The organism is Streptomyces sp. NPDC060184, from assembly GCF_042728795.1.
In the GTDB taxonomy this organism is placed as follows: domain Bacteria; phylum Actinomycetota; class Actinomycetes; order Streptomycetales; family Streptomycetaceae; genus Streptomyces.
This window is the reverse complement of sequence record NZ_JBHWYX010000005.1, coordinates 208,062-223,659: the sequence shown is the minus strand read 5'-3', so window position 1 is coordinate 223,659 and position 15,598 is coordinate 208,062. Positions and strand designations below refer to the sequence as shown.

Annotated in this window: 9 protein-coding genes; 1 reads left to right on the top strand and 8 read right to left on the bottom strand. The window is 71.2% G+C overall.

The annotated features are described in order from the left end of the window. Positions 1-81 precede the first annotated feature (81 nt). The 3 genes from ACFWEE_RS06025 to ACFWEE_RS06015 all read right to left on the bottom strand — a co-directional run bounded on the left by ACFWEE_RS06025 (position 82) and on the right by ACFWEE_RS06015 (position 6,334). Positions 82-1,110 carry a bile acid:sodium symporter family protein gene (locus ACFWEE_RS06025; protein WP_386886766.1) on the bottom strand — a complete coding sequence of 343 codons (1,029 nt, stop codon included), beginning with the start codon at positions 1,108-1,110 and terminating at the stop codon, positions 82-84. 167 nt (positions 1,111-1,277) lie between these two features. Then, positions 1,278-4,691 (bottom strand): CARDB domain-containing protein, encoded by a 3,414-nt coding sequence (locus tag ACFWEE_RS06020; protein ID WP_386886765.1) that lies wholly within the window; start codon positions 4,689-4,691, stop codon positions 1,278-1,280. A 605-nt stretch (positions 4,692-5,296) separates the two neighbouring features. Further along, entirely contained in the window at positions 5,297-6,334 is a 1,038-nt protein-coding gene (locus tag ACFWEE_RS06015) for a LacI family DNA-binding transcriptional regulator (protein WP_386886763.1), read from the bottom strand. A 519-nt stretch (positions 6,335-6,853) separates the two neighbouring features. Between ACFWEE_RS06015 and araD the strand changes: the two genes are divergently transcribed. Then, positions 6,854-7,573, top strand: coding sequence for an L-ribulose-5-phosphate 4-epimerase AraD (gene araD, locus ACFWEE_RS06010; protein ID WP_386886761.1), 720 nt, complete (start codon positions 6,854-6,856; stop codon positions 7,571-7,573). A gap of 59 nt (positions 7,574-7,632) precedes the next feature. Here the strand turns inward: araD and ACFWEE_RS06005 are convergent, their stop codons facing one another. The 5 genes from ACFWEE_RS06005 to ACFWEE_RS05985 form a co-directional block, all read right to left on the bottom strand. Further along, entirely contained in the window at positions 7,633-10,335 is a 2,703-nt protein-coding gene (locus tag ACFWEE_RS06005) for a beta-L-arabinofuranosidase domain-containing protein (RefSeq protein ID WP_386886759.1), read from the bottom strand. 137 nt (positions 10,336-10,472) lie between these two features. Further along, the gene (locus ACFWEE_RS06000) at positions 10,473-11,594 is read right to left on the bottom strand and encodes an aldose epimerase family protein (RefSeq protein WP_386886757.1); all 1,122 of its coding nucleotides are present in this window, start codon (positions 11,592-11,594) and stop codon (positions 10,473-10,475) included. Between the two features lie 69 nt (positions 11,595-11,663). After that, positions 11,664-12,689 (bottom strand): galactofuranose ABC transporter, permease protein YjfF, encoded by a 1,026-nt coding sequence (gene yjfF / locus ACFWEE_RS05995; RefSeq protein WP_386886755.1) that lies wholly within the window; start codon positions 12,687-12,689, stop codon positions 11,664-11,666. Next, on the bottom strand, positions 12,686-13,786 hold the full coding sequence (locus tag ACFWEE_RS05990) for an ABC transporter permease (RefSeq protein ID WP_386886753.1): 1,101 nt from the start codon (positions 13,784-13,786) through the stop codon (positions 12,686-12,688). The genes yjfF and ACFWEE_RS05990 overlap by 4 nt, the downstream gene beginning before the upstream one ends. After that, entirely contained in the window at positions 13,783-15,342 is a 1,560-nt protein-coding gene (locus ACFWEE_RS05985; protein ID WP_386886751.1) for a sugar ABC transporter ATP-binding protein, read from the bottom strand. The genes ACFWEE_RS05990 and ACFWEE_RS05985 overlap by 4 nt, the downstream gene beginning before the upstream one ends. Between the last annotated feature and the right edge of the window lie 256 nt (positions 15,343-15,598).

Below are 15,598 nucleotides of genomic sequence, written 5' to 3'. Positions count from 1 at the left end.
CCGTACGGGCACGCACGCGCGGGCACGGAGTTCCGGTGGCCGGAACTCCGTGCCCGCGCGTGCGTCCGGGCGGGACGGGCCTCAGGACGCGGTGCTCGCCGCCCCCGCGCCGGCCGGCGCGGCGAGGGAGCGCTCGCTCTGCCGGGAGCGGTACGACATCCAGGCCGCCACCAGGGCGCCCGAGATGTTGTGCCACACGGAGAAGACGGCTGCCGGAAGCGCGGCCAGCGGGCTGAAGTGGGCGGTCGCCAGGGACGCGGCGAGACCGGAGTTCTGCATGCCGACCTCGAAGGCCATGGCGCGGCTGGCCGGCTGGCCGAGACGGGTGAGCTTGCCCGCGCCGTAACCCAGTGCCAGGCCGAGGCCGTTGTGCAGGACGACGGCGATCAGCACGGTGGCGGCGGCCGACTTGATCGCGCCCGCGCTTCCCGAGACCACCGCGCAGACGATGGCGGCGACGGCCAGCGAGGAGAGCCAGGGCATGGCGCCCAGCACCCGGTCGACGAGCTTGCCCGCGACGAGCCGCACCACCAGCCCGCCGATCACCGGCAGCAGCACGGTCTTGAGGATGTCGGTCACCATGGAACCGGCGTCCACGGGAAGATAGGTGCCCGCCAGCAGCAGGGTCAGCGGGGGCGTCACCAGCGGGGCGAGCACGGTGGAGACGGTGGCCACGGAGACCGAGAGCGCCACGTCGCCCCGGGCCAGGAAGGTCACCACGTTCGAGGCGGTGCCGCTGGGCGCGCAGCCCACCAGGATCACGCCCGCGGCCAGCTGCGGCGGGAGGTCCAGCAGGTGGGCGATGATCCAGCCGAGGCCCGGCATGATCACGTAGTGCGCGACCAGCCCGATGGCGACCGCCCAGGGGCGCTTCGCCACGCCCTTGAAGTCGTGGGGCGTCATCGTCAGCCCCATGCAGAACATGACGACGCCGAGCAGGTACGGCACCGCCTTCGTCCAGCCCTCGAAGGTCCCGGGCGTGAGGAGGCCGGCCGCGCCCGCCACGAGGACGAGGACGGGGAAGACCGTGACGGCGCGCCGCGCCGCCTTGCTGTCGGTGCCCGTGCCGTCGGCGGCTGTGTGATCCGGTGTCGTCTGTTCGCTTCGCACAGCCGCGATAAGACTCTTTTTCCGTGTGCTGCCGCAAACCCGTCTCGATATGTGGGCACTGCATCCATCATGTGTCGCACCGGGGACCGGCTGCGGGCCGGGGACGGGCCGGGGCCGTCGGCCGGCACGCTCACAAGGCGTACCGGCCGACGGCGGGAGCCGGTCCGCTACCGGACGGACGCCGCGGCGGTGTTGGCGGCACCGTTGACGACGAACTGCGATCCGGGTTCGATCAGCACGTCGCCCTGGGCCGAGCCGGTGATCGTCACGTTGGTCAGTGTGGCGCTGCCCCTGGCTCCTCCGTGCGCGAGGATGCCCGAGCCGTTGAGCGAGTTGGTGATCTTGACGTTCGAGATCTGCGCTCCCGGTACGGAGCCCCCGCCCGTCTTGAACTGGATGCCGTCGTAGGTCGAGTCCTGGATGTCGGTGTCCCTGATGGTGACACCGGGAATGTCGGGCCCGGCCGCGAACAGGGTGATGGCGCCGAACTCCTGCGCCTCGCCCCAGAAGGCGCCGCCCGTCCGGTAGAGGGCGTTGTTGGCGATCAGGGTCTGCCCGGAGAAGGGCAGCGGGTCGTGGTCGGTCGCCAGCATGATGCCGGGGTAGTTCATGGTGTCGGAGACGATGTTGTTCTCGATGGTGTTGCCGTAACCGCCGTAGACCGCGATGCCGTTGGCCCGCCAGGGCAGGGCGATCGTGTTGTTGCGGAAGTGGTTGTCGTGGCCGATGTCCACCGACTGGTTCTTCACGTACTTGTTCGACCAGACGGCGAGCGAGTCGTCGCCGGTGTTCCGGAAGGAGGAGTTGAAGACCGTCGAATTACGGGTCCCGTTGGAGAGGTTGATGCCGTCCGCATAGGTATTGCGAATGCGCATTCCGGTGAATTCCACACCGTCGCCGGGTCCCCAGAGCTCGGGAATGTTGTCGTAGTCGCGGCCCACCCACACTCCTACGTTGGAGTGCTCCAGCCAGACATTGGTGATCTTGGTGTTGGTGCCGAAGCGCCCGTTGAGGCCGACACCGCCCTCGGCGTTGCCGTCACCGCCCCGGATCGTGCCGGAACCGAAGATCGCGATGTCGGAGATGGTGGTGTTGTCGTCGATGTCGAAGCCGAAGTTCCCCTCGTGCGGGTGGTTGATGCCGCCCGCGTTCTGCGGCTGGATGAGGGAGTACAGCTGGGAGTGCCACATGCCCGCACCCCGGATCGTGACGTTCCTGATGCCCACCTGGTTGTACTGTCCCCGGTTGAGCGGATCGTCGGTCAGGATCTTCTGTTCCTGCCGCCACTGCCCGGCCGGAATCCACACACAGCCGATCTCGCCGTTCTGGTCGGCCGTCACCGCCCGCTGGATGGCGTCGGTGTCGTCGATGCCGTCGTTCGGCACGGCCCCGTAAGTGGTGATCGAGACGCAGCCCGCGGGCTGCGCGGCCGGGGCCGCCACCTGCTCCAGGTCCACGAGGTCGATGATGTAGAAGGACGCGGTGTCGCCCGCGTCGCGCTGGAGGCGGAACTTCGTGCCGACCGGGTAGGTCTGGCCGAGCAGCGCGTTCGACTCGTCGAAGAGCCTGCGGGCGTCAGCCTGCGGCTGGTTGGTCAGTCCCTCCGGGCTGTCCGTGTCGCCGTACAGCCAGCTGTGCTTGGAGGAGAGCGTCAGCTTCCGGGCGAAGGTGTTGTTGACGTAGAGGCTGATCGTGGCCTCCGTACCGCCGCCGCCGGGCGCGTCGGGGATGGAGTTGCGGACCACCAGGGAGTTGGTGGGCACGGTCGAGGTGATCTCGACGTACTGGCCGGTGGAGTTGAGCCGCACCGACTGCCGGCCCGAGGACTCGGTGGCGAAGTTGGTGTGCCCGAAGGTGCGCTTCTGGTCGGCGGTGAGCAAGGTGCCCTGGTAGGTGCCCTGTTCCGCCTCGTACTCGGTGTACGGCACCGCCGCGCCGCGGCCCACCACGATGGCGCGGGAGAAGACGTTGTTGTTCTCGTTGGTCTCGGCGAGGACCCCGGTCGCGTCCGCGGTGGCGGTCAGATTGGCCCCGCCGCTCTTCGCGGTCCACGTGCCGCTGATCGGCACGGTGACCGTGCCTCCGGCGGGAATGGCCCCGGTGGTGCCGTTCAGCGTGGTGCTCTCCACCTGGAGGCGGGTCACTGTCGACGAACTCACCGCCGTGGTACCCCGGTTGTTCACCGAAACGGTGAAGGTGACCGCGGCACCGACCGCGGGGCTGGACGGGCTGGAGGAGATGCCCGTCACCTGGAGGTCGGGCCCGGGGCTCTGGGCGACCACCAGCTTCGACGCCGCGGTGCGGCTGTTGTTGCTGTTGTCCAGCTCGACGACGGTGTCGGTCGGGTCGACCACCGCCGAGACGGAGTACGTACCCATCGGACGCTTGCCCGCACTCACCGCGACCGTGGCCGAGGCGCCGGCCGCGAGCGCGCCCACCGAGGCGCTCTGGACGACCTGGCCCTCCAGGCTGACGTCGACCGTCGTCGCGGGTGAGGCGGCCGAACCCGCGTTGCGCACCGTGGCGTTCACGGTCACCGCGTCGCTCTCGGAGGGAGCGGAGGGCGACCAGGTCAGGTCGGAGAGGACCAGATCCGGATTGGGTGCGGCCGTGCCGACCACCTGGACCTCGGCGACCTGGGCGCCGGGAGCGCCGGTGTTGGAGAAGAACTTCAGCTGCACGTCGGCGTACCGCCCGCTGACCGGGACCGTCACCGTGTTTCCGTTGCCTGACGGGGAGAAGGCGTAGTCGGCCTGGCTCTTCAGCGAGGTGAAACCGGTGGCGGACTGCGCCCGGCCCAGCACCTGGAGGCTCTGCGTCCGCGCACCCCACGCCGCGTCCGGCGAGAGCTTGACGACGACCGCCGAGAGATCGGCGTCCGAGCCGAGCTTCACCGTCAGCGTGGCGGGATAGCCGTTCGACTCCCAGTACGTGTCGCGCCGGTCGTCATTGGCGTTGGTGCCCACGTACGTCTGCGCGTACGAGGACGCCTCGATCGGCTTGTTCAGCGCGAGGTTGGTGCCGGTCGGCGTCGGTGTTCCGGGGTCCGTGCCGCCGGCCGCCTCCCCGTAGACCTCCAGCTGGGAGAGCTGCGCCGCGTTCCAGCCGGTGTTCGCGGTCACCAGCACCCGTACGTACCGCACCTGGGCCGCGGCGAAGCCGACGGTGACCGTGTTGCCGGCCGCCGGGGTGAACGACCGGGCGGCCGAGGCGGACAGGGTGCTGAAAGCGGAGCCGTCCGTACTGCCCTGGACGGCGAGCGTCTGGGTGCGCGCCTCCCAGGTGTTCGGCAGCTTCAGCACCACCTGGTCGACGCCGGACGTCGTGGCGCCCAGATCGACCTGGACCCACTGCGGGAACGTTCCGGGGCTCTCCCAGTACGTCTGCTGACTGCCGTCGGTGACGTTCGACGCCGGGTAGGCGCCGAGCGAACCGCCGGCCGACGCCGGCCTGCCGAGAGCCAGGTCGGTGGTCCGTCCGGCCGCCGAGGCGGTGGCGGCCGGCAGTAGTCCGACGGTCATCAGCGCGGCTGTCACCGCACCGATGACGAGCCGCCGCCATCCGTGTTGCTTCCCTCTCATGCTGTCCTCAGTTCCGTGGGCCTGCGGCGCCGGCCGGACACGGGGAGCGCATGCGCCGGGGGTCCGACGCGCGGCGTCGGACCCCCGGCGACGGCCGCGTGCGGGCTGCCGGTACGCCGGGTGGGGGGTCGATCGGGACATCGGCAGGAGCGAGGAGCAGGCCGCCTGCCGCGAACTCGCGTTCCTTGCTTGGTAATTTGAGAGATCTAGTTGATTTTTTGCGGTGCCGAGGTGACAGGTTTCTAGTAGGCCTCCGTTTTGTCAACGGTTCTCGCACCGGTGCGACGGTCGGCGGTGTGTTCACGCAGCTCGGCGGCGCAGGCGGGCGGAGCGCGGGCCGTTCCCGGTCGGCGCGGAGAGCGTGCGGCGAGCGGTGCGGAAGTTGCGCGGGCGGCGCGGCGCGGAAGGCCGGCGGTGTTCGACGCGCGCCCCGGGGAAATCCGGCGGGGTGCGCGCTCGTCCGCGCACCCCGGCGTCGGCTCGGAAGGGGCGGCCGAGCAGACGCACGCCCGCTGAGCGCGGCAGCGCCCCGCCGCCGCGCTCCGTCGGTCGTCGCGCCTCAGACGAAGGGGGAGCCCCGGGTGGCGGCGAGCGCCGTCATGCGCCTACCGGCCGCCGTCGCGCCCGGCGGGCCGCGTCCCGTGGCGGCGTGCCGTGCTGGCCCGGACGATGAGCTCCGGTGCGACGGTGAGGTGCTCCGTGCCCGTGGCCGTACCCTCGATGTGCTCCAGCAGCAGCTCGATGCTGTAGCGGCCGAGCGCGGCGAAGTCCTGGCGGACCGTGGTGAGCGGCGGCGGGAAGAACTCCGCCTCCGGGATGTCGTCGAACCCGGCCACCGCGACGTCCTCGGGGGTCTGGAAACCCGCCTCCCGCAGGGCGCGCAGCACCCCCAGGGCCATCTGGTCGTTGGCCACGAAGACCGCGGTGAGCCCGGGGCCCTGCGGCGACGACGCGACACGCCCGGCGAGCTGCTGCCCGGCCCGGTACCCGGACATCGGGCTCCAGTCGCCGCGCAGGGGTGCCGGGATCTCGGCCCCCGCCGCACGGAGCGCGCCCTCCCACCCGGCGGTCCTGGCCTCGCTCTCCAGCCAGTCACGGGGTCCGGCGACGTGCCAGACGGTGGAGTGGCCGGAGGCGAGCAGGTGTTCGGTGATCATGCGTGCGCCGAGCTCCTGGTCGAGGGAGACTCCCGGCAGGTCGAGATCATGCCCGCCCTCCACGGTCACCACCGGACACGGAGCCTGGAGCGTGGTGAGCGCGCGCACCGCGTCGCGCTGCGGCGTGATGGCGATGATCCCCTCCACGCCCCATGCGCTGAGGTGCTCCATCGCCTCGGTCAGGGCCGCCCGGCTGGCCACCCGCAGGGTGACGGCCGAGACGAGGTATCCCCGGTCGCGTGCCGCCTCCTGTACCCCCGCGAGGGTGCTCGCCGGCCCGTGGAGCGTCGTGTTGACGGCGATGACCCCGAGCGTGTGGGTGCGCCGGGTCGCGAGCGCCCGGGCCGCCGAGTTGCGGCGGTAGCCGAGCCGTTCGATGGCCTCGGTGACCTGGGCTCGGGTCTTCACACTCACGTTCGGGTGGTCGCTGAGGACCCGCGAGACGGTCTGGTGCGACACGCCTGCCACGCGTGCCACGTCCGCCATCGTGGGTGCCCTCGCGGCGTCTGCGGGCCGGGGCAAATCCGTTCCTCTCTGTGGAGTCCGGAGCGTCGGAAACAGTTCGACCTCAAGGTACCTGCCGTGTGCAGGTGTACGAAGGTCGCTGCCGCGAAGCGCTCGTCCCGGGGGAGTGTGCGCTCACATCGTGGCACCTCCCCATCGCCTGGTTGTTTGTCAGTTACCGCGTGGGGCTTGAGTTCGTGTCATGTTAGCGCTCACAATCTAGCTGCGTCAGTACGTGTGACGTCATGCGTACGGGCTCGCGGGCGTTCGGGCGGTACGCGGACGCCCGCGGTACGCCCGGGCCCGGGCGCACCCGGACCGAACCGAGGCGCACCCGGGCCGAGGCGCACCCGGGCCGAGGCACGCCGGGGCCGAGGCACGCCGGGACCGTGGTGCTCCGGGGCCGTGCGGGGCCCGGTCCGCGTGCCCGTGGGCGGGTGCCGGGGAGCAGTTGCTGTTGTCCTTGCCAGAGAGACGGTCCAGAGGGACGGTGAACGTGTCATGAGCGAGACCACACTCCGCGAACTGCGCAGTGAGGTACTGGCCGCCAACCTGCGCATTCCGCAGGCCGGCCTTGCGACGCTGACCTGGGGAAACGTCAGCGCGGTGGACCGTGAGGCGGGGGTTTTCGTCATCAAGCCCTCGGGTGTCTCCTACGCCGACCTCACCGAGAGCGACCTCGTGGTGGTCTCGCTCGCGGACGGCAGTGTGGTGGAGGGGCGGCTGCGGCCGTCCACCGACACCGAGACCCACCGCTGTCTGTACCGGGCGTTCCCGTCCGTCGGCGGGGTGACCCACACCCACTCCGAGCACGCCGTCGCGTTCGCCCAGGCCCGCGTGCCCATACCCGTACTCGGCACGACCCACGCCGACACCTTCAACGGACCCGTCCCCGTCACCGCCGACCTCACCGCCGAACAGTGCGCCAGGGACTACGAGTACAACACCGGTCAGGTCATCGTCTCCCTGCTGGAGGGCGACGACCGCCGCGCCCGCGAGGTGCCGGGCGCGCTCGTCTCGCGCCACGGACCGTTCACCTGGGGGGCCACCGCGACCGCGTCGCTGGAGAACGCGATCATCTGCGAGGCGGTGGCCCGGATGGCGCTGCACACCCTCGCCCTCCGGCCCGGCGGAGCCGGTGCGACACCTCCGCCGCAGCATCTGCTGGACCGCCACTACACGCGCAAGCACGGGCCGGACGCCTACTACGGCAACGCCTGACCCCCGGGCGACGGGAGCGGTGCCGGTCCGGTGGACGCCACCGGACCGGCACCGGCCCCTCACACGAAGCGCCACAGGTGGTCGTCCGTGCCGTTGTCGTCCCACTGCACGACCTGCGCGCCCTTGGCGGTCGACGCGTCGAGCACTCCCAGGACCCGGCCGCCGTTGGCGTTGCGGATGCGGAAGCAGCCGGCCGAGCCGTAGCGCAGTTGCCACAGGTGGTCGGCGGTCCCGTTGTCGTCCCACTGGAGCACCCGCGCCCCGGCCGCCTGGGACGCCCCCTCGACCCCCAGGACCTTGCCGCTGTGGAGGTTGCGCAGCCGGAAGCGCCCGCCGGTGTCCCGTACGGCCAGCCAGAGGTGGTCGTCGGTGCCGCTGTCGCCCCACTGGACCGCGAGCCCGCCGTTGGCGGTGGACATGGAGCTGATGCCCAGCAGCAGCCCGCTGCGCAGGTTCTGGATGCGGTGGTACCCGCTGGGGACGAACCACCAGGCGTTGTCCGCACCGCCGTTGTCGCTGTCCTGGACGGCCCGCGCCCCCGCGGCGGTGGAACCGGCCCTGATGCCGAGGACCTTGCCGCTGTGGGAGTTGCGGAGCCGGTGCGTACCGTCGCCCGTGTCGAGCGGCGTCCAGAGATGGTCGGCCGTACCGGAGTCGCTCCACTGCAGCACGTCCGCGTCGTCGGCGGTGGACATGTCCCGCACGCCAAGCACCTTGCCGCTGTTGGCGTTGCGGAGCTTGAGCGCCCCGCTGTCCGCGACGAGCTGCCAGTCGTGGTCGGCGGTGCCGCTGTCGTCCCACTGGAGCGCCACGCCGCCGTCGGCCGTCGACATGTCCTGGATGCCCAGGACGAGACCGCTCTGCGCGTTGACGAGCCGGAAGCCGGAGACACCGGCCCTGCCGTCGGCGTCCCAGTAGACGCCTGCGTTCTGGTGGTGGTTGTCGTAGAAGGGGATGAGGCTCACCGGGGTGCCGTTCGCCCGGGCGGTGAACGTCAGGGGCGTCGACGTCGCCGTGATCGACGAGGTGGTGAGCAGGGGGAGTACGCCACCGAGAGCGGTGGAGCCGAACGCGCCGCTGAGCACCACGGGGCCGTAGGAGACCGTCTGCACCTGGGGCCGGTCGGGGGTGCCGGTCAGCGCCAGCCGCATCGGGAACCGCAGGGTGACGGTGTCCCCGGAGGCCCAGGTGCGGTCGAGCGTGGCGTAACTGCCCGGCGTCAGGGCCAGGTTCTGGGTGGTGCCGTTGACGGCGACCGAGGCGCCGGACGTCCACCCCGGGACGCGCACCCGCAGTGACCACCGGCCCGCGGTGCCCGTCACCTTCAGCACGGTGGTGTCGGACGCGGGGAACGTGGTGGTCTGCGTGACCGTGACTCCGCGCTCTGCCCAGGTCAGGACCGAGGGGACGAAGAGGTTCACCCACAGTCCCGCGGAGTCGGAGAAGTACACCGAGTCCATCAGCTTGGTGTGCGTCTCCAGCCCGGTGCCCTGGCAGCAGGTGAACGTGTCGTAATCCCTGCTGTACGTGCGTCGGCCGCCGGGGTTGAGCGGCGTGAAGTAGCAGACGTGGCCGTGCGGATCGGCGGGGTCCTGCTGCCCGACGAGCTGGTTGGTCAGTGCCCGCTCGTAATAGTCGGCGTACGCCGTCCGGTTGGGATCCAGGGTGAACAACTCACGAGTGAGCTTGAGCATGTTGTACGTGTTGCAACTCTCGCAGGTGTTGTCCGTGAGGTACTGGCCGATGGCTCCGGGAGCCTTGAAGAACTCGCCGACGCTGTTGCCGCCGATCGCGTAGGAGTGGTGCGTCGTGACGATGTTCCAGAAGTTGACCGCGATGTCCCGGTAGCGGGTGGCCCCGGTCGCCTTGTACTCCCGCGCGCTCCCGACGATCTTGGGGATCTGCGTGTTGGCGTGCAGCCCGTCCAGGCTGTCGGTGCCCGCCGCCAGCGGGTCGATGACCGCCGCGTGGTCGAAGCGCTGCGCCACGGTCAGCCAGCGGCTCTCGCCGGTCTGCTGGTACAGGTCGGTGAGGACCGCGTTCATGCCGCCGAACTCGGTCCTCATCGTGGTCTGCATCTGCGCGGTGGTGAGGCGTGCCGTCCGCACGTCCACCCACCCGGCGAGGGCGAGCAGCACGTCCCGCGCCTGAGCGAGCCCGGCCAGCCGCCAGGCGTCCAGCAGACCCGCCAGCGTCTTGTGGACGCAGTAGTAGGGCACGCCCTTGCGCACGCCCGTCTCGACGGTGTCGAAGTCCGACTCCGGGAACCCGGAGAGGTACCCGGCGCGGTAACCCGTAGGTGCGGCCTGGCACTTGGCGAGTTCGGCGACCATGTACACGAGCCGGTCCAGGAAGACGCTCTCCTTGGTGACCGCGTACGCCTGCGCCCACGCGCTGAGGAAGTGCCCCTGGCTGTGGGTGCGGAACTCGAAGTCCGGGGCCTCCCACCCGTAGCACTGCTCGGCTCCCTTGGTCGAAAGCCCGTGATTGGTGCGGAAGTTGTACAGCAGGCGGTCGGGGTCGATGAAGCGCAGATAGGCGAGCGTACGGTCCATGTTCTCCCGCCAGCGGCCCGCCGTGAGCTGGACGCTCCCCAGCGGGAAGGGCTGCACGAGTGCGCCGGTCTCGGCGCGGACCGGAGCGACCGCGTCGGCGGCGGCGGTGGCCGCCACGGCGGGGGAGGAGGCGAGCGCCGGGGCGAGCGCGGCGAGCGCCACCCCTCCCGAGGCGGAGAAGAAGAGCCGGCGGTTCATGGCGGTCATGGAGTGGTCGTCCTTCCGAAGGGGGTGGATGCGGCGGCACGGGGTCTCCCGGTCCCCCCGTGCGACGCGTCGTACGGGGGGACCGGGCGGGCTCAGCCGGTGACCAGGAAGGTCGCGTTCTGCCGGGCGGCCCGGGGTCACTCCTCCACGACGGAGAAGCGCAGGGCGGTGCGGGAGCGGTACACCTCGCCGGGCCCGAGGAGGGTGCTGGGATCGTCGGCGCGGTTGGGGGAGTCCGGGAAGTGCTGGGTCTCCAGGGCGATCCCCGCGTGCGGGCCGTAGGGGCGCCCGCTCTTGCCGGTGATCTCGCCGGCGAGGAGGTTGCCGGTGTACACCTGTATCCCTGGTTCGTCCGTGTGCACCTCCAGGCGCCGCCCCGAGGCGGGTGCGCGGAGCACGGCGGCGCTGCGCAGTTCCCCGTCCGGCGCGTCGCCGAGTACCCAGTTGTGGTCGAAGCCGCCACCTCCCAGGCGTAGTTGCTCGTCGTCGCGGGCGAACACCGCGGAGAGGCGGCGGGGGCGGCGCAGGTCGAACGGGGTCCCCTCGACCGGCCGGTGCGGGCCGTCCGGGATCAGCGCCGCGTCGACGGGGGTCCAGCGCGGTGCGTGGATCTGGAGCTCGTGGCCGAGCACGTCACCGCTGCCCTCTCCCTCCAGGTTCCAGTAGGCGTGGTTGGTGAGGTTGACGACCGTCGGCGCGTCGCTCACGGCGTGGTAGTCGAACGTCAGCGTGTCGTCCCGGTCCAGGGTGCAGGTGAGCCGGACGCTCAGGGTGCCGGGAAAGCCCTGGTCGCCGTCGGGGCTGCGCAGGAAGAGCCGTACGCCGGTGCGGTCGGAGGTGTGGACCGGTTCGGCGCGCCACACCCTGCGGTCGAAGCCGTCCGGTCCGCCGTGCAGGGTGTGGCCGGTGTCCTGGGTGTCCAGCCGCCGGACCACTCCGTCCACCACGAGCCGGCCGCCGGCGATCCGGTTGGCGTAACGGCCCACCGTCGCACCGAAGTAGGAGGCCGGTCCGCGCACCGTGCGGGCGTCGGACGCCGCGAGGACCACGTCGGCGAAACGGCCCCACCGGTCCGGGAGGAGCAGCGAGTGCAGCCGGGCGCCGAGGGTGTGGACCTCGGCGCGCGCCTGCCCGGGGAAGCCGAACACCCAGCGGTCGCCCGTACCGGTGTCGGGCAGCCGGTACGGGCGGCCCGTCGGGTCCGGACGCTCGTCGGACGCCGACGGCGGGGCGGCCGGTGACTCGGGCGGGCGGTGCATATGTGTCCCTCGGTGTTCGGTGTCGGTTCGGTGGTCGGGCGGTGGGGCGGGACGGGGTCGGCGTCCGGGTCAGCCCGTGGGTTTGCGGTTTCCGCCCAGGACCCGCTGGAGCACGATGAAGACGAAGAGCAGCGCCCCGATGACGATCCGGGTCCACCAGGAGCTCAGCGTGCCCTGGAAGTTGATGACGGTCTGGATCATGCCGAGGACCAGCACCCCCAGCGCGGTGCCCAGGACGAACCCGGAGCCGCCGGTGAGCAGGGTGCCGCCGATCACGGTCGCGGCGATGGCGTCGAGTTCCATGCCGACCGCGTGCAGCGCGTAGCCGGAGAGCATGTAGAACGTCAGCAGCACACCGCCGAGTGCGGAACAGAGCCCGCTCACCGCGTACACGGCCACCTTGGTGGAGCCGACCGGCAGCCCCATCAGCCGGGCGGAGGTCTCGTTGCCGCCGAGCGCGTGGACGTTGCGGCCGAACCGGGTGTGGTGGAGCGCCACGAAGGCCGCGGCGAGCACGACCAGCCCGATGACCACGGCGGGCGAGACGAACAGCCCGCCGGGCATGACCAGCCGGGTCTGCGCGAGGGTGACCGTCGTCGGGTCGCTGATGGAGATGGACTCGGTGCTGATCGTGTAGCAGAGGCCGCGCGCCAGGAACATGCCGGCCAGCGTCACGATGAACGGCTGGATCTCGAAGGTGTGGATGACCCACCCCATCAGGGCGCCACCGCCCGCGCCCACCAGCAGGACCAGCGGGACGACGGCGAAGAGCGGCCAGCCCTGCCGCTCCACCAGCCAGGCGGTGAGCATGGTCGACAGCGCCACCACCGAGCCCACCGACAGATCGATGCCACCGGTCAGGATGACGAAGGTGACACCGATGGCGACCACCAGCAGGAAGCTGTTGTCGATCAGCAGGTTCAGCAGGACCTGGGCGGAGAAGAACCCGTCGTAGCGCGCCGAACCGACGGCGAACATCGCCACCAGGAGGACCGCGGTGACCACCAGCGGGACGCGGGTGCGCGCGCGGGGTGAGAGGGGGGCGCGGAACGGCCGCGCGAGGGTGTCGGCGACACCCGCGATGCCGGTGCTCATGTACGTACCTCCTGCGGGAGCGGGCTGTCGTCCGCCTCGGCGGGCTGTCGGGAGGGTGCCGGTCCGCGGCGGCTCAGTACCTTCGCCCGGAACACGGGCGACTGGATGAGGCAGACCGCGATCACCACGAAGGCCTTGAAGACCAGCGTCGTCTCGGGCGGGACACCCAGGGTGTAGACCGTCGTGGAGAGGGTCTGGATGATGAGGGCACCGAGCACCGTCCCGCCGAGGGAGAACCGGCCGCCGGTCAGCGCGGTGCCGCCGATGACCACGGCGAGGATGGCGTCGAGCTCGATCCAGAGCCCCGCGTTGTTCCCGTCCGCGCTGGACACGTTGGAACTGATCATCAGACCGGCGACGGCGGCGCACAGGGCGCAGAAGACGTAGACCACGATCAGCAGACCCGTCGCCCGGATGCCCACCAGACGGCTGGCGACCGGGTTGCCGCCCACCGACTCGATCAGGAGCCCCAGCGCGCTGCGCCGGGTCACCAGCGAGGTGAGGACGACGATCACCGCCGCCAGCAGGACGGCGAAGGGGAACATCAGCCAGTAGCCGCCGCCGATCATCTTGTACGGGCCGCTCGTGACGGTGATGATCTGACCGTCCGACACCAGCTGGGCGATGCCCCGGCCGGCGACCATGAGGATCAGGGTCGCCACGATCGGCTGCACGCCCAGCCGGGAGACCAGCGTGCCGTTGACCAGGCCGAGCACCACCGCGACGCCCAGGGCGACGCCGACGGCCCCGAGCACGGTGGAGACGCTGCCGGGATTCGACGAACCCGCGATGTGCTCGCAGGCCAGCGCACCGGCGATGGCGACCGTGGAGCCGACCGAGAGATCGATCCCGCGGGTCGCGATGACCAGCGTCATGCCCAGCGACACCAGGATGAGCGGGGCGCCGAACTGGAGGATGTCGATCAGGCTGCCGTAGAGGTGGTCGCCCCGCACGTGGACGGCGAAGAAGTCGTGGGTGAAGGCGAGGTTGCCGAGCAGCAGGGCGGCCAGGACGGCCGACGGCCAGAACAGCCGGTGGCGCAGCAGCCGTGGTCCGACGCCGCCGGCCGACGGGCCCTTGGCGGGGTGCGGTGTCATGAGTCCTCTCCGGTGGCGATGGTGGCCAGGATGCGTTCGGGGGTGACGGTGTCGTCGTTGGTCAGGGTGGCGACCATGCGGTGGTCCCGCAGCACGCCGATACGGTGGCTCAGCCGCAGGACCTCCTCCAGCTCCGCCGAGATGAACAGCACCGCGGTGCCCTCGGCGGAGAGCCGCGCGACCAGCTTCTGGATCTCGGCCTTGGCGCCGATGTCGATGCCGCGCGTCGGTTCGTCCAGGATCAGCAGCCTGGGGTCGGTCAGCAGCCAGCGCGCGAGCAGCACCTTCTGCTGGTTGCCGCCGCTGAGGTGGCGTACCTGCGCCTCCGGGTCGGCGGGGCGGATGTCCAGCGCGGAGATCCACCGCCGCGTCAGCTCCTCCTGCCGCGCCCGGGAGATCGGCCTCGTCCAGCCGCGTGCCGCCTGCATCGCCAGCACGATGTTCTCGCGCACCGTGAGCTCGCCCACCAGCCCCTCGGACTTGCGGTTCTCGGAGCAGAAGGCGATACGGCGGGCGATGGCGGCCCGGGGGGTGCGCAGCGAGACCGCCTCGCCCTGGACGCGCAACTCCCCGGCGTCCGCGCTGTCGGCACCGAAGAGCAGCCGCGCCGCTTCCGTGCGGCCCGAGCCCAGGAGCCCCGCGAGCCCGATGACCTCACCGGGCCGGATGTCGAGGTCGTACGGCTCGATGAATCCGGTCCGTCCCAACTTCCTTGCCTGGATGAAGGGTTCTTCGTCAGCGTGTTCTTCTGCCTCCTCGTGCGCCGCCTCCGAGAGCTCGTCCAGGGTGGCCAGTTCGCCGCCGATCATGCGCTGCACCAGGGAGACATGGGTGAGTTCCCCGATGGGGTACTCGCCTTCGAGGCGGCCGTTGCGCAGGATCGTCACCCGGTCGCAGATCTCGAAGACCTGGTCCAGGAAGTGGGTCACGAAGAGGATGGCCACGCCGCGGTCGCGCAGCCGCCGCACCAGGGCGAAGAGCTGTGCCACCTCCTCGCGGTCGAGGCTGGAGGTGGGCTCGTCCAGGACGAGCACCTTCGCCGAGACGTCCACCGCCCGGACGATCGCCACCAGTTGCTGGACCGCGAGGGAGTGCGAGTCCAGCGGACCGGTGACGTCGAGATCGAGCTCCAGCTCCGCCAGCAGCTCGCCCGCCCGCCGCCGCAGCGCCGACCAGTGGATCAGGCCGAATCTGCGCGGTTCGCGTCCGATGAGGATGTTCTCCGCCACCGAGAGGTTGGAGCAGAGGTTCACCTCCTGGTAGACGGTGCTGATCCCGGCGTTCTGCGCCTGGAGCGGATCGCCGAACGCGCGGGCCTCACCGTCGACCAGGATGGTGCCGCCGTCCGCGGGATGCACCCCGGTGAGCACCTTGATCAAGGTGGACTTGCCGGCGCCGTTCTCCCCCATCAGGGCATGGACCTCACCCGGGAAGAGCCGCAGGCCGACCCCGTCCAGGGCCAGCACGCCGGGGAACTCCTTCCGGATGCCGTGGGCTTCGAGCACCGGCCGCGGGCGGTCGGCGGGGTTCGTCTCAAGGGTGGGTGGGGCTGCCATCCGCCCTCCTCTCGTCGGGTGTGGCCGGAGGAGACGACGTGGCCGGGGCCTCGTCGCGCGTCCGCCGGCTCGGTCCGGTGGGCCGGGGGTGCGACCGGTCGGCTCCGGCGCACCTGGGGGAAGTTCCGTACGCGCGGGCCGGGCGGCGCGCGCACCGTGCGGGTCACCGGTGCGCGCGGGCCGTCGGTACGCGCGGGCACGCGGTGTTCGCGAGGCGACCGGCCTCGCGGCGGGTCACGCGGTGTCCGCGGGATGC